Origin of the sequence: Pseudomonas fluorescens (genome assembly GCF_012974785.1) — a bacterium.
Classification (GTDB): Bacteria; Pseudomonadota; Gammaproteobacteria; order Pseudomonadales; family Pseudomonadaceae; genus Aquipseudomonas; species Aquipseudomonas fluorescens_BT.
Genome location: NZ_CP027561.1, coordinates 5,252,430 through 5,264,971, shown reverse-complemented (window position 1 = coordinate 5,264,971; position 12,542 = coordinate 5,252,430). Strand labels below are relative to the sequence as shown.

Here is a 12,542-nt window from a genome sequence, read left to right as displayed (position 1 = left end):
GCATGACCGATCACGCCTTGCTTCTGGTCAACCTGGGTTCGCCGGCCTCCACTTCGGTGGCCGACGTGCGCAGCTACCTCAATCAATTTCTGATGGACCCGTACGTGATCGACCTGCCCTGGCCGGTGCGGCGTCTGCTGGTGTCACTGATCCTGATCAAGCGCCCGGAGCAGTCGGCCCATGCCTACGCTTCGATCTGGTGGGACGAAGGCTCGCCGCTGGTGGTGCTCAGCCGTCGCCTGCAACAGCAGATGAAGGCGCAGTGGACTCACGGCCCGGTTGAGCTGGCCATGCGTTACGGCGAGCCGTCGATTGAAACTAGCCTGTTGAAGCTGGTCGCGGCGGGGCACAAACGCATCACCCTCGCGCCGCTTTATCCACAGTTCGCCGACAGCACCACCACTACGGTGATTGAAGAAGCCAAGCGGGTGCTGCGCGAGAAGAAGCTCGATGTGCAGCTGTCGGTGTTGCAGCCGTTCTACGATCAGCCGGAATACCTCGACGCGCTGGTGGCGAGCGCCAAACCGCATTTGCAACAGGATTACGATCACCTGTTGCTGAGCTTCCACGGTTTGCCGGAGCGGCACCTGACCAAACTCGACCCGACCGGCAATCATTGCTTCAAGAATGAAGATTGCTGCAGGAACGCCTCGGCTGCCGTATTGGCCACCTGTTATCGCGCCCAGTGCCTGCGTACGGCGGCGCTGTTCGCGCAACGCATGGGGTTGCCGGACGGCAAGTGGTCGGTGTCGTTTCAGTCGCGGCTGGGCCGGGCGAAATGGATCGAGCCCTACACTGAAGCGCGGTTGGATGAACTGGCCAAAAGCGGCGTGAAGAAGATTCTGGTGATGTGCCCGGCGTTTGTCGCCGATTGCATCGAGACCCTTGAAGAGATCGGCGATCGCGGCAAGGAACAGTTCCGCGAGGCGGGAGGGGAGGAGTTGGTGCTGGTGCCGTGCCTGAACGATGACCCGCAATGGGCGAAGGCGTTGGCAACGCTGTGTGAACGGGCGCCACTGGCCCTCTAAAAGTCAAAAGCTTCGCGAGCAAGCCCGCTCCCACATTTGATTGCATTTCAATGTGGGAGCGGGCTTGCTCGCGAAGGCTGACTGTCAGGCGATGAAGATCTAAAAGTTTAGATCAGCGGCTCATCCGCCTTCTTGTGTTTCCAGCTGTCGTTGCCCGGCAGGATCAGGTTCAGCGCAATCGCCACCACCGCGCACAGCGCGATGCCTTTGAGGCCGAAGTCATCCGGACCGGTCCCGGTACCGACCAGCACACCGCCGATACCGAACACCAGGGTCACCGAAACGATCACCAGATTGCGTGCTTCGCCCAGATCGATCTTGTGACGGATCAGGGTGTTCATCCCCACCGCCGCGATCGAACCGAACAGCAGGCACAGAATCCCGCCCATCACCGGCACCGGAATGCTTTGCAGCAGGGCGCCGAACTTGCCGATGAACGCCAGGCTGATGGCGAAGATCGCTGCCCAGGTCATGATTTTCGGGTTGTAGTTCTTGGTCAGCATCACCGCGCCAGTCACTTCGGCGTAGGTGGTATTGGGCGGACCGCCAAACAGACCGGCTGCCGTGGTGGCGATGCCGTCACCGAGCAGCGTGCGATGCAGGCCAGGCTTCTTCAGGTAGTCGCGACCGGTCACGCTGCCGACCGCAATCACGCCGCCGATGTGTTCGATCGCCGGGGCCAAAGCTACCGGGACGATGAACAGGATCGCCTGCCAGTTGAACTCCGGCGCGGTGAAATGAGGAAGTGCAAACCATGGGGCCGCCGCAATCTTCGCGGTGTCGACGACACCGAAATAGAAGGACATGGCGAAACCCACCAGCACGCCGGAAATGATCGGCACCAGGCGGAAGATGCCTTTGCCGAACACCGCCACGATCAACGTGGTCAGCAGCGCCGGCATCGAGATCATCATCGCGGTCTGGTAATGGATCAGCTCGGAACCGTCACCGGCCTTGCCCATCGCCATGTTCGCGGCAATCGGCGCCATGGCCAGGCCAATGGAGATGATCACCGGACCGATCACTACCGGTGGCAGCAGACGGTCAATGAAGCCGGTGCCTTTGATCTTCACGGCCAGGCCAAGGAAGGTGTAGACGAAACCGGCCGCCATCACGCCGCCCATGGTCGCGGCGAGGCCGAACTGGCCCTTGGCGAGAATGATCGGGGTGATGAAGGCAAAGCTCGACGCCAGAAACACCGGCACCTGACGCCCGGTGACAATCTGGAACAGAATCGTGCCCAGACCTGCGGTAAACAGTGCCACGTTCGGGTCAAGACCCGTGATCAGCGGCATCAGCACCAGGGCGCCGAAAGCCACGAACAGCATCTGTGCGCCGGACAGTACCGTGCGCCAGAGCGGATCGTTGAACTCTTGCTGCATGGTTACGCGTCCTTCTGCTTGGTGCCGAAGATCTTGTCACCGGCATCGCCAAGCCCAGGAATGATGTAACCGTGCTCGTTGAGTTTCTGATCGATGGACGCGGTGTAGATGATCACGTCCGGGTGAGCTTTCTCGACAGCGGCAATGCCTTCCGGCGCGGCCACCAGCACCATCGCGCGTATGTCCTTGCAGCCGGCCTTCTTCAGCAGGTCGATGGTTGCAACCATGGAGCTGCCGGTGGCGAGCATCGGGTCGATGATCATGGCGAGACGTTCGTCGATTTCCGGAACCAGCTTTTCCAGATAGGTGTGGGCCTGCAGGGTTTCTTCGTTACGGGCAACGCCGACGGCGCTGACCTTGGCGCCCGGTATCAGGCTCAGCACGCCTTCGAGCATGCCGATGCCGGCACGCAGGATCGGCACGACGGTAATTTTCTTGCCGGCGATTTTCTCGACCGACACGGTGCCGCACCAACCCTCGATATCGTAGGTTTCCAGCGGCAGGTCTTTTGTAGCTTCATAGGTCAACAGGGCACCGACTTCCTGAGCGAGCTCACGGAAATTCTTGGTGCTGATGTCTGCACGGCGCATAAGGCCAAGTTTGTGACGGATCAGCGGATGGCGGATCTCTTGGATGGACATGGGGAAAGGCTCCGGCGGCGGGCAAAAAAACCGGCCTAGATTAATCTATCCGAGGGTGATGTCCTATAGGACATACAGAACGTTAGTCCACAAATGCTTGATTCGGCCGTGCGGGATGCGTACCTTTGCCCGCTTTTCCGAAACAGACCCCCCTTGGAGAGCGCCATGTCCGCTGATCTCGAGCATATCCGTCAAATCATGCGAGAGGCTGACTGCCTGTACACCGAAGCTGAAGTCGAGGCTGCCATTGCCCGCGTCGGTGCACAAATCAACGAACAACTGGCCGAGAGCAACCCGGTGGTGTTCTGTGTGATGAACGGCGGGCTGATTTTTTCCGGCAAACTGCTGACCCATCTGCAGTTTCCGCTGGAAGCGTCCTACCTGCACGCCACCCGCTATCGCAACGAAACCAGCGGCGGCGACCTGTTCTGGAAAGCCAAACCTGAAGTCTCGTTCATCGACCGCGACGTGCTGATCATCGACGACATCCTCGACGAAGGTCACACCCTGGGCGCGATCATCGACTTCTGCAAACACGCCGGTGCCCGAGCCGTACACACCGCTGTGCTGATCGACAAGGACCACGACCGCAAGGCCCGTCCTGACCTGAAAGCCGATTTCGTCGGCCTGCCGTGCGTCGACCGCTACATCTTCGGTTACGGCATGGACTACAAAGGCTACTGGCGCAACGCCAACGGGATCTTCGCCGTCAAAGGCATGTAAGCACCCCTGAAAGATCGCAGCCCCAGGCTGCGATCTTTTGCTTTAAAGACTGCTAAAGTGCTTGGCCCCGCCCCCCGGAGCCTGTCATGAGCCTCTTGATCCGCAGCTGCGCCGCCCTGTTGCTGACCCTCAGCCTGCCCCTGGTCGCCGCGCCGATGCACAGTCAGTTCCTGCCACCCGACGACCTGAGCCTGCGCGATGCCGAACCCCAGCAGCAACAACTGTTGCAGGTCCTCGACTATTCGGTGGTGGTCGGTGCCCAGCGTCAGTCCAATCAGCAGCCGATTCCGGTCACCTCGCCATTGATGATCCGCCTCAAGGGCAAGCCTCTGAACAAGGGCGCGACGATCAATCAGGTGCTGGTCAGCTTCGATGGCGAAAGCAAAAGCCTGAAAAAACCGGTATACGACGACCAGCGCAAGACCCTGACCCTGTTCTATCCGCTGGCCCAATACCGGGTAATCATCGATCTGCTGCGCAATGACACCGTGTACGTGCAATTCCTCAGCTACGCCAACGGCCACATCTGGGCCGATCTGCACACCGGCAGCACGCGTGCGCGTTGAGCCCCGTGCCCGGGCAGGGGTAAACTGCCCGCCCCGTGAAATGTCTGCGAGCTGGAGTCGGCAATGCGTAAAGATAAGAAACAAGTGATTGGTGACGAGATCGGCGATGAGCAGATCAAGCTGTTTCTCGATTTTGAGCCCGTCGACGCCACTTCGCCGTCGCTGCACAAACTGGTCAAGGCCTACCGCGGCCTGCGCATCGACGATTTCGAGCGTTTCCTGACGTTCTTCGTTGCAGCCGGTTATGACGTGGACGGCAAGGACGAGCACGGCAAGACTTTCGTCGACCAGATCCGCGATCAACGCAACGCACAGGAATACATCGAGCTGATCGAGAAAGCGCGCGGCTGATACCTGCGCAGTTTTCCGAGGCATAAAAAAACGCCCCGCACTCATCGAGTGCGGGGCGTTTTTCATGGAGCCGAATCAGGCGTAGCTTTCGGTCTCGTTACTGGCTTCGACCAGTTCCAGCGCGACGTTGTTCTGCGTGTTGATCTTGCGATACAGCGCAGCGTCGGTTTCCAGGACTTTTTCACGGGCCGGGAAGATTTCCGCCAGTTTGGCAGCCCACTCACCCTTGGCCTTGGCCGGGAAGCATTTCTCGATCAGTTCCAGCATGATCGAAACGGTCACCGAAGCACCTGGCGAGGCGCCGAGCAGGGCGGCGAGGGAGCCGTCCTTCGCCGCCACCAGTTCGGTACCGAACTGCAGGATGCCGCCTTTCTTCGGGTCTTTCTTGATGATCTGCACCCGTTGGCCGGCCACTTCCAGGCGCCAGTCTTCGGCTTTCGCCAGCGGGTAGAAACGGCGCAGGGATTCCAGACGCTGCTCCATCGACTGCATCACTTCACTGACCAGGTACTTGGTCAGGTCCATGTTGTTCTTGGCCACGGCCAGCATCGGGCCGATGTTGCCGGCGCGAACCGACATCGGCAGGTCCATGAAGGAGCCGTGCTTGAGGAACTTGGTGGTGAAACCGGCGTATGGCCCGAACAGCAGGGATTTCTTGCCGTCGACCACGCGGGTGTCCAGATGCGGCACGGACATCGGTGGCGAACCCACGGCGGCCTGGCTGTAAACCTTGGCCTGGTGATGCTTGACCACTTCCGGGTTGTCGCAACGCAGCCACTGGCCGCTGATCGGGAAGCCGCCGAAGCCTTTGCTTTCTTCGATGCCCGAGGCTTGCAGCAGCGGCAGGGCCGCGCCACCGGCGCCGAGGAATACGAATTTGGCGTCGACTTCACGGCTGCTGCCGCTGTTGACGTCCTTGATACTGACAGTCCAGCCGTTGGCGTTACGCTTGAGGCCGGTCACACGCTTGCAGTACTTGACCTGGGCATCCGGGGCGCTGGTCAGGTGCTTGAGCAACTGATTGGTCAGGGCGCCGAAGTTGACGTCGGTGCCGTTGATCACGCGGGTGGCGGCGAGCACCTGGTCTTTCGGACGGCCCGGCATCATCAGCGGCATCCACTCGGCCATCTTCGCCTTGTCTTCGGTGTATTCCATGTCGGCGAAGGCGTGGTGCTTGTGCAGCACGTTGAAGCGTTCCTTGAGGAACGAAACGCCTTTTTCGCCTTCGACGTAGCTCAGGTGCGGCACCGGGCTGATGAAGGATTTGCACGAGCCGAACGTGCCTTTTTTGGTCAGGTACGACCAGAACTGCTTCGACACCTCGAACTGGGTGTTGATGTGCACGGCTTTCTTGATGTCGACAGTGCCGTCGGCAGCCTGCGGCGTGTAGTTCAGCTCGCAGAGGCCGGCGTGGCCGGTACCGGCGTTGTTCCACGGGTTGGAACTTTCCGCGGCACCGGAATCCATCAGTTCGACGACTTCCAGCTTGATCGCCGGGTCGAGTTCCTTGAGCAGCACTGCAAGGGTGGCACTCATGATGCCGGCCCCAACCAGAACTACGTCGACTGCTTCGTTATGCGCCATTTAACGCGTCTCCAAAATCTGCAGCACCAAATTGTCGGCATGGCTGCCAGGTGTCCGGGGCAGGTCAGTGGCGCCCCAGGTACCCATGGCCAGGTTTGCCATGTCCGAATCTTCGCAATTTTTCGCAACTTCGACGGATGCGTGCGGCCTGGCTTCTAGAGTCACATGAACTCATTTCGGCGCGGGGCTGGCAATTCGACTTATGGTCGAGACATCCGTTTGTGCAACCAAATCCGTAGCGGACAGGCTTCAGGCTCCGGTATTCGAGGCGTACCCGTTCCTGTGTCGTTGGGCTGTTTCAGACGCTAATGGTGCATGTTCAGACGCAAAACTATTCATTTGCTCGCCACACTCTTGTGAAGTTGTGAAAACCCGTTTTTTTCACGCTCTTTTGAAGACGTGAACCTCAAAAAGGGCTGTCCGGGCCTGGCACCGTGCCCGGAGGGTTTGCCGCCACGCGATACATGGCAGGCAAAACGGGCAAACAACTCAGTGACCGAGCGTCATGACAGCTCTGCAGATTCGCGAAAAGCGGGGATTTGCCAGGGAAACAGCAAGCACGCCAGCTTCACTCGATCTGTGTGGGCGGCTCTCTGTGGGCGATTTGGATGCCAATGCAAGCGCATTGACGCTGTTGCGGGGCCCGATCAGGAGACGTCCTTATAATCGGGGGGAGATTGTATCGAAGAAATGCGGGGAGTTGGTCGAGTTTAATGACTTTTATTAGGCATCCGGTCAGATGCTCAACATCGCCTGAGCGCGTGCGCGAGGGCGCTGCTGTTCGACCCGGGCGCTGGCCGGCAGGGGTTGGTGCAACCAGTTGAGACGGATTTCCTCGATTTCGACCCAGCCGTCACCCATTGGCTGCAGGCTGCATTGCTTGAAAGCCTGGCAATGGCCGTTGCGGTCAAGCAGGGCGAAGCTGCGGTGCAGCGGACGTGGTGCGAACAACGAGATCAGATAGCGCATGGCAGTGCTCCTTTTGGGGTCTGTGAGGAAGATTGTCAGAAGGCCGTGACGCGAACGTGTATGGGCGGTGAATAATCTGTGACAGGAACCGCGTGCACCGGGGTTTGTCAGAGATTTCAGTGCTGGTGACCCGCAGTGGCCCACCGCTATACTGCGGGCCTGTCTGTGCCTGATTCTGGAGAGAAGAGCATGTTGCAACGCCTGTTGTTCGGTTTGATCACTGTGACCAGTTTGACCCTGGTTGGCTGCGCCCACAGCCCGCAACAACTGAGCCCGGAACCGAAGCTGACCACTCAGCTGGCACCGGTCGGCCATGGCCAGCCTGTCGTGGTCCGCGTAGTGGACGGTCGTCCGTCGCCAACCCTCGGCACCCGTGGCGGCCTGTACCCGGAAACCAGCGCCATCACCGTGCAGCGCGAGCAGATCCTGCCGAAGTTGCAGGCCCAGGCCGAAGCGGCCGTGCGCCTGCTGGGCTTCACCCCGTCCAATGGCGCGATGAATGCACCGCAACTGACCGTGACCCTGACTGAACTGAAATACCAGTCGCCGAAAGAAGGCATGTACGTGACCGAGGCCACCATCGGCGCGACCTTCCGCTCCGACGTGCAGAACGCCAACCGTCGTTACAGCGGTCGTTACGGTGCCTCGCTGGACCAGCGTTTCGGCATGGCACCGAACCAGGAAACCAACACCAAACTGGTCAGCGATGTGCTGAGCGATGCGCTGACCCGTCTGTTCAAGGATCCGACCGTGGGTCAGATCCTCGCTGAATAAGGCAGTCGCCTGATGTGAAAAAGCCCGGGGCCAGTGATGGTTCCGGGCTTTTTCGTTCAGGCAGCTTGCGAATAGAAGTCGAGGACGCTGACGCCGGTCAGCAGGTCGGTCTCGGGCAAGTCCGCATGCTGGTGCCCGCCGAGGGCGCAGTACACCAGCCAGTGACGGTCCTGAACATTGAAGGCCAGGCTGCCGACGAGGGTCTGTTGTTCGTCGGACGGGGAGATGAGATACAGGCGATCCTGGTTTTCAGCGTGAAGCATGTCGCATTCCGTTTACGTTTCGAGGCGCGCAGGGTGGCCGAAAAAAATGACGATGCCGTGACACAGGACAGCCATCGGTCGATTGATGCGTTATTTGTCGCAAAGGGTAGGGCAGTCGGGGAGGGTTTCGGTAGAATCCGCGCCGCGGTCGTCGGTCTGGCGTTCGCCATACCGGTCTAGATTGAGGTCTGTGATGTCGCTGCACTTGATGACGCTGTTTACCGCCCATCCCGCCAAACTGATCAACCTGCTGGCCCTGCTGCTGGCCTTCCCGGGCAGTTGGCTGCTACACGCGACCCGTCGGCGTGAACAGCGGGCGATGGCCAGCATCGCGGCCCAGCGTCAGAGTCAGCCCGATCAAGAGCCGGTGCTGGACTGGGCAACCCTGCGCATGAACCGGTTTTTCTATCGTTTCGGTTTTGCCTGTCTGGGGCTGGCGTTGCTGATTTCCTGGATCAGCACCCGCTACTGAACGAAGAACGGCGCCCGAAGGCGCCGTTCTTGTATCCGGCCGAAACCGCTTACAGCGGCAAACCAGCCTTGACCCGGTACTGATTGCGCACCGGCGTCGCATATTGCAGCACCAGATACGGGCGGTGCTCCTCTGGGCAGGCGTCCAGACGGCTTTGCCATTCCTTCTGGGCCTTGGCCAGTTCCTCGGCGCCGAACACGTCGGCAGCCTTTGGCACGTTCAATTGCGGATCGGCATCGGCCCACTGCGCGTACGCCAGGTAATGCACCGGGAACAACCGGTAGCCGCCGAGAATCTGCTTGTCCATCTCGACCGCCAATTGCTTGGTGTCCTCGAACAGCTCGGTGATCGGCGCGGCGAAGTTCACGTGCACCCGGCCCTTGTAGCCGGTGATGCCCTTGGCGATGCTCACGTCATCCTCGCCCGGCGCCTTGCTGTAGGTGCCAGTGGTGGCGCGGATGTACAGCTCGCGGGCCTTGGCCTGGTCGCACGGGTCGTATTCGTAGCTGATCGACACCGGCGTCAGGTTCAGCGACTGGATGACCTCGCCGAACGGCTCGTCCTTGCGGCTCATGTGGAACATCTTGAGAATCGCCGATTCGGTACGGTCGTCGCCGTCCTTGGCCCGGCCTTCGGCCTGGGCGATCCAGATCGAGGCGCAATCGTTGCGGATCGAGTGGTTGATGTAGGCCGACAGCAGTTGATAGGCGGCCATTTTCTCGCGGCGCCCGGTGATCGAACGGTGCACGATGAAGCTCTTGTTCAAACGCATCAGGTCGCTGACGAACGGCTTTTGCAGCAGGTTGTCGCCAATCGCAATGCGCGGGGTCGGCAGGCCGGCGTGGTACACGGCGTAGTTGACGAAGGCCGGGTCCATCACGATGTCGCGGTGGTTGGCGATGAACAGATAGGCGCTGCCGGACTTGAATTGCTCGACACCGGTGTAGGTCACGCCATCGGTGGCGCGCTCGATGGTGTGGTCGACGTAGAACTCGACCTTGTCCTGCAAAGTGGCCACGGAGGTCACGTCGGCGAACTCACGACGCAGCCGATGGGCTATAAGTGGTTTGAGCATCCAGCCGAAGGCACCGGCGAAACGCGGGAAGCGGAAGTGGGTGAGGATATCTAGAAACGCCTTGTCGCCGAGCAGTCTTGCCAGTACCGCAGGTACTTCGCTGTCGTCGTAAGGTCGGATGGCATCGAATTCGCCCATCATGCTCTCTTGTTGGAAACGGCTAGGGTAAGTAAAGGTTTGGATCGAAAACCAACGGGGCACGGTCTGAAAAAGTAGCCAGACAAAAATAGCCCTGCAAATAGACCGGCGATTATACGCACAAGTCACCCGGGAGACCGCGATGCTGGAAAGCGCACTGTATGAATGTCCGTACTGTGGGGAGGAAGTCGAGACGACCGTGGATCTGTCGGCGGGCGATCAGACCTATATCGAAGACTGTCAGGTGTGTTGCCGACCCATTACGTTCGTACTGCAGGTCCATGGAGAGGATTGGTTTCTGGAAGTCTTCAGCGAAAACGAGTGAGGTGCGCCCATGCAGCGAATCTACGAGCCGGAAAACCTGATGGAAGGCGAAATGCTCAAGGGCATGCTCGCCAGCGAAGGCATCGAGGCGCATCTGGTGGGGCGTGATCTGCTCGGCGGCACGGGCGAGTTGCCGATCTTCGGCCTGCTGGGGCTTTCGGTCGAGAACGATCAGGCCGAATACGCCCGCGAGCTGATCAGCGCGTACAATGCCGCGCTGCCGCTGCCCGGCGATGAACCGGAGAGCTTCCCCGGTACGCTGGTCTGTTAGGCTGACGTTCGTTTTTTTCTTGAGTCGTGCTGCCCCATGTGTGGACGTTATGCCCTGTTTCGCTGGAACCGCGACTTCGCGGCGCTGCCAGGTTTTCCCGCTGATCAGCAGGCGCAGTGGAACATTTCCCCCAACGATTCGGTGTTGATGCTGCGCGCCGAATCTGATGGCCAGCGCACCCTGGCCCGTGCCCGCTGGGGCCTGACGCCGCCGTGGCTGACTGATCTGTCGCGTACCCCGGCCCATGCCCGTGCTGAAACCGTTGCCGAACAGCCAATGTTCCGCGAAGCCCTGCGCCTGCGCCGTTGCCTGCTGCCGGCCAACGGGTTTTACGAATGGCGCGGAAATGTGCGCAAGCACCCGTACTGGCTGACGCCGGGGGAAGGTTCTTCGCTGTTTTTTGCGGCGATCTGGGAGGCGTATCCGGTGCAGGAACAGGTGTGGCTGAGCACGGCGGTGATCACTCAGTCGGCGGCCAGTCAGCGCCGGCCGTTGATTCTCGATGAGGCGGGTCAGGCGGCATGGCTCGATCCGGAAACGCCGCTGCACGTCCTGCAAGGCCTGCTCGCCAGCGAACCCGCCGCCTTGCGTGAGCGGGTGCTGGCGAACCTGGTCAATGATCCGAAGCTCAACGGGCCGGAGTGTCTGACTCCGGCCTAGCAGCAGATCAAGAGCCCCCCTCACCCTAACCCTCTCCCTGTATGTACCGGAGACATGGTGGACAGGTGTTCGGAGACATGGTGGACACTTTTAAATAGACACATTGCTCATCGCGAAGGAGATGGCCTGTGTCTTGGGAAGAGGTGTCTACCGTGCAGCTACGTACAGAATTCGTGCTTTTGGCTCGGCAAGAAGGGGCCAATGTTCGGCAGCTTTGCCGTCGATTCAACATCAGCCCAAGCACTGCCTACAAATGGCTCAGCAGGTTTGAAAAATCAGGGGCCGAGGGGCTGAACAATCAGTCACGACGACCGAAGACGTCCCCCAAACGTTGTGCTGACGAGGTGGAGAAGCAGATTCTGACCGTGAGTCAGGAGTACGCGGCTTGGGGCGCTCGCAAGCTCAAACGCGTGCTGGAAGACAAAGGTTTAGCGATGCCTTCCGTCAGTACTGTGCATGCAGTTTTACAGCGTCATTCACGCGTTGATCCAAAGGCTGCTGAGATCAAACCGTTTATCCGGTTCGAGCATGAAGCGCCCAACGATCTCTGGCAGATGGACTTCAAGGGCCATTTCAGCCTGAGTCAGGGGCGTTGCCATCCATTGACGATACTGGACGATCATTCGCGGTTTTCGATGTGTATCGCCGCGTGCGCCAATGAGCAGCGCGACACCGTCCAGGAGCATCTAATCCGGGTCTTTCGGCGTTACGGCTTGCCTTTGCGTATAACGATGGACAACGGTTCGCCCTGGGGTGACCAGACTGGGGTTTATACCGCGCTGGAAGTCTGGCTGATGGGTCAGGGCATCAAGGTAGGTCACTCCCGGCCTTATCATCCGCAGACCCAGGGAAAACTGGAGCGTTTCCACCGCAGCCTGAAGAGTGAAGTGCTGCAAGGTCGGCACTTCACGGACCTCAACAGCGCACAACAGGCATTTGATATCTGGCGTGATGTCTACAACCAGAAACGTCCTCATCAAGCGCTGGATATGCAGGTGCCGGCGACTCGCTACGGCAGCAGCCCTCGGGAGTATCAGGAGCAGCAAATGGCGCCGGAATACGCCGACGGAGATGTGGTCAGAAAGGTCCAGGTGAAGGGCGAGATTTACTGGAGGAACCGTGAATACTCAATCGGAAAAGCATTTCACGGGCTGTCGATAGCGATCAGGGAAACAGCGGAGGATGGCATCCACGATGTCTACTGGAGTAGACATCGTATCGCCCGAATCGACTTGAACTTGCAGATTGTTACGGCAGGTAAGAGGATCTAAAAACCGTCCACCATGTCTCCGAACATGTGTTCACCATGTCTCCGGTACAT

16 protein-coding genes are annotated in these 12,542 nt (G+C 59.7%); 10 read left to right on the top strand and 6 right to left on the bottom strand.

The annotated features are described in order from the left end of the window. Positions 1-2 precede the first annotated feature (2 nt). Complete coding sequence (gene hemH / locus C6Y56_RS23925) at positions 3-1,028, top strand: ferrochelatase (protein ID WP_169431891.1); 1,026 nt, start codon at positions 3-5, stop codon at positions 1,026-1,028. 107 nt (positions 1,029-1,135) lie between these two features. Here the strand turns inward: hemH and C6Y56_RS23920 are convergent, their stop codons facing one another. Together C6Y56_RS23920 and upp are read right to left on the bottom strand one after the other, a co-directional pair. After that, positions 1,136-2,410, bottom strand: coding sequence for a uracil-xanthine permease family protein (locus tag C6Y56_RS23920; protein WP_169431890.1), 1,275 nt, complete (start codon positions 2,408-2,410; stop codon positions 1,136-1,138). A 2-nt stretch (positions 2,411-2,412) separates the two neighbouring features. Further along, complete coding sequence (upp, locus tag C6Y56_RS23915; RefSeq protein ID WP_007951682.1) at positions 2,413-3,051, bottom strand: uracil phosphoribosyltransferase; 639 nt, start codon at positions 3,049-3,051, stop codon at positions 2,413-2,415. Between the two features lie 165 nt (positions 3,052-3,216). Here upp and C6Y56_RS23910 point away from each other — a divergent pair, with 165 nt between their 5' ends. The 3 genes from C6Y56_RS23910 (at position 3,217) to C6Y56_RS23900 (ending at position 4,691) form a co-directional block, all read left to right on the top strand. Further along, the gene (locus C6Y56_RS23910; RefSeq protein ID WP_085709312.1) at positions 3,217-3,774 is read left to right on the top strand and encodes a hypoxanthine-guanine phosphoribosyltransferase; all 558 of its coding nucleotides are present in this window, start codon (positions 3,217-3,219) and stop codon (positions 3,772-3,774) included. An 86-nt stretch (positions 3,775-3,860) separates the two neighbouring features. Beyond that, the gene (locus tag C6Y56_RS23905; protein WP_169431889.1) at positions 3,861-4,340 is read left to right on the top strand and encodes a hypothetical protein; all 480 of its coding nucleotides are present in this window, start codon (positions 3,861-3,863) and stop codon (positions 4,338-4,340) included. A gap of 63 nt (positions 4,341-4,403) precedes the next feature. Then, a complete protein-coding gene (locus C6Y56_RS23900) occupies positions 4,404-4,691 on the top strand; it encodes a PA4642 family protein (RefSeq protein ID WP_169431888.1) in 288 nt (95 codons plus the stop codon). A gap of 75 nt (positions 4,692-4,766) precedes the next feature. Here C6Y56_RS23900 and mqo read toward each other — a convergent pair whose 3' ends face one another. Together mqo and C6Y56_RS23890 are read right to left on the bottom strand one after the other, a co-directional pair. Then, positions 4,767-6,275 (bottom strand): malate dehydrogenase (quinone), encoded by a 1,509-nt coding sequence (gene mqo, locus C6Y56_RS23895; RefSeq protein WP_169431887.1) that lies wholly within the window; start codon positions 6,273-6,275, stop codon positions 4,767-4,769. A 735-nt stretch (positions 6,276-7,010) separates the two neighbouring features. Beyond that, complete coding sequence (locus C6Y56_RS23890; protein WP_039766297.1) at positions 7,011-7,244, bottom strand: hypothetical protein; 234 nt, start codon at positions 7,242-7,244, stop codon at positions 7,011-7,013. Positions 7,245-7,433: 189 nt separating this feature from the next. Between C6Y56_RS23890 and C6Y56_RS23885 the strand changes: the two genes are divergently transcribed. Further along, entirely contained in the window at positions 7,434-8,018 is a 585-nt protein-coding gene (locus C6Y56_RS23885) for a YajG family lipoprotein (RefSeq protein ID WP_169431886.1), read from the top strand. Between the two features lie 56 nt (positions 8,019-8,074). On the opposite strand, the gene C6Y56_RS23880 is transcribed toward C6Y56_RS23885, so the two are convergent. Next, on the bottom strand, positions 8,075-8,281 hold the full coding sequence (locus tag C6Y56_RS23880; RefSeq protein WP_039766399.1) for a hypothetical protein: 207 nt from the start codon (positions 8,279-8,281) through the stop codon (positions 8,075-8,077). Positions 8,282-8,474: 193 nt separating this feature from the next. Between C6Y56_RS23880 and C6Y56_RS23875 the strand changes: the two genes are divergently transcribed. Further along, the gene (locus C6Y56_RS23875) at positions 8,475-8,753 is read left to right on the top strand and encodes a hypothetical protein (RefSeq protein ID WP_169431885.1); all 279 of its coding nucleotides are present in this window, start codon (positions 8,475-8,477) and stop codon (positions 8,751-8,753) included. A gap of 49 nt (positions 8,754-8,802) precedes the next feature. Here C6Y56_RS23875 and C6Y56_RS23870 read toward each other — a convergent pair whose 3' ends face one another. Further along, positions 8,803-9,969: a 1-acyl-sn-glycerol-3-phosphate acyltransferase gene (locus C6Y56_RS23870; RefSeq protein WP_169431884.1), complete on the bottom strand. Its 1,167-nt coding sequence runs from the start codon at positions 9,967-9,969 to the stop codon at positions 8,803-8,805. Positions 9,970-10,108: 139 nt separating this feature from the next. Between C6Y56_RS23870 and C6Y56_RS23865 the strand changes: the two genes are divergently transcribed. From C6Y56_RS23865 to C6Y56_RS23850, 4 genes are all read left to right on the top strand, one after another. Continuing rightward, the gene (locus C6Y56_RS23865) at positions 10,109-10,291 is read left to right on the top strand and encodes a CPXCG motif-containing cysteine-rich protein (protein WP_096797159.1); all 183 of its coding nucleotides are present in this window, start codon (positions 10,109-10,111) and stop codon (positions 10,289-10,291) included. 9 nt (positions 10,292-10,300) lie between these two features. Next, entirely contained in the window at positions 10,301-10,561 is a 261-nt protein-coding gene (locus tag C6Y56_RS23860) for a putative signal transducing protein (protein ID WP_085709319.1), read from the top strand. A 36-nt stretch (positions 10,562-10,597) separates the two neighbouring features. Beyond that, positions 10,598-11,221: an SOS response-associated peptidase gene (locus tag C6Y56_RS23855; protein ID WP_169431883.1), complete on the top strand. Its 624-nt coding sequence runs from the start codon at positions 10,598-10,600 to the stop codon at positions 11,219-11,221. Between the two features lie 128 nt (positions 11,222-11,349). Continuing rightward, complete coding sequence (locus tag C6Y56_RS23850; RefSeq protein ID WP_169431882.1) at positions 11,350-12,492, top strand: IS481 family transposase; 1,143 nt, start codon at positions 11,350-11,352, stop codon at positions 12,490-12,492. Positions 12,493-12,542: the final 50 nt, after the last annotated feature.

What these genes read in the sequence shown, in the direction of transcription:
- mqo (WP_169431887.1), bottom strand. Translation starts at nt 6,275, where the DNA reads ATGGCGCATAACGAAGCAGTCGACGTAGTTCTGGTTGGGGCCGGCATC.
- C6Y56_RS23865 (WP_096797159.1), top strand. Translation starts at nt 10,109, where the DNA reads ATGCTGGAAAGCGCACTGTATGAATGTCCGTACTGTGGGGAGGAAGTC.
- C6Y56_RS23860 (WP_085709319.1), top strand. Translation starts at nt 10,301, where the DNA reads ATGCAGCGAATCTACGAGCCGGAAAACCTGATGGAAGGCGAAATGCTC.
- C6Y56_RS23870 (WP_169431884.1), bottom strand. Translation starts at nt 9,969, where the DNA reads ATGATGGGCGAATTCGATGCCATCCGACCTTACGACGACAGCGAAGTA.
- C6Y56_RS23855 (WP_169431883.1), top strand. Translation starts at nt 10,598, where the DNA reads ATGTGTGGACGTTATGCCCTGTTTCGCTGGAACCGCGACTTCGCGGCG.
- C6Y56_RS23900 (WP_169431888.1), top strand. Translation starts at nt 4,404, where the DNA reads ATGCGTAAAGATAAGAAACAAGTGATTGGTGACGAGATCGGCGATGAG.
- C6Y56_RS23910 (WP_085709312.1), top strand. Translation starts at nt 3,217, where the DNA reads ATGTCCGCTGATCTCGAGCATATCCGTCAAATCATGCGAGAGGCTGAC.
- C6Y56_RS23885 (WP_169431886.1), top strand. Translation starts at nt 7,434, where the DNA reads ATGTTGCAACGCCTGTTGTTCGGTTTGATCACTGTGACCAGTTTGACC.
- C6Y56_RS23880 (WP_039766399.1), bottom strand. Translation starts at nt 8,281, where the DNA reads ATGCTTCACGCTGAAAACCAGGATCGCCTGTATCTCATCTCCCCGTCC.
- upp (WP_007951682.1), bottom strand. Translation starts at nt 3,051, where the DNA reads ATGTCCATCCAAGAGATCCGCCATCCGCTGATCCGTCACAAACTTGGC.
- C6Y56_RS23890 (WP_039766297.1), bottom strand. Translation starts at nt 7,244, where the DNA reads ATGCGCTATCTGATCTCGTTGTTCGCACCACGTCCGCTGCACCGCAGC.
- hemH (WP_169431891.1), top strand. Translation starts at nt 3, where the DNA reads ATGACCGATCACGCCTTGCTTCTGGTCAACCTGGGTTCGCCGGCCTCC.
- C6Y56_RS23905 (WP_169431889.1), top strand. Translation starts at nt 3,861, where the DNA reads ATGAGCCTCTTGATCCGCAGCTGCGCCGCCCTGTTGCTGACCCTCAGC.
- C6Y56_RS23875 (WP_169431885.1), top strand. Translation starts at nt 8,475, where the DNA reads ATGTCGCTGCACTTGATGACGCTGTTTACCGCCCATCCCGCCAAACTG.
- C6Y56_RS23920 (WP_169431890.1), bottom strand. Translation starts at nt 2,410, where the DNA reads ATGCAGCAAGAGTTCAACGATCCGCTCTGGCGCACGGTACTGTCCGGC.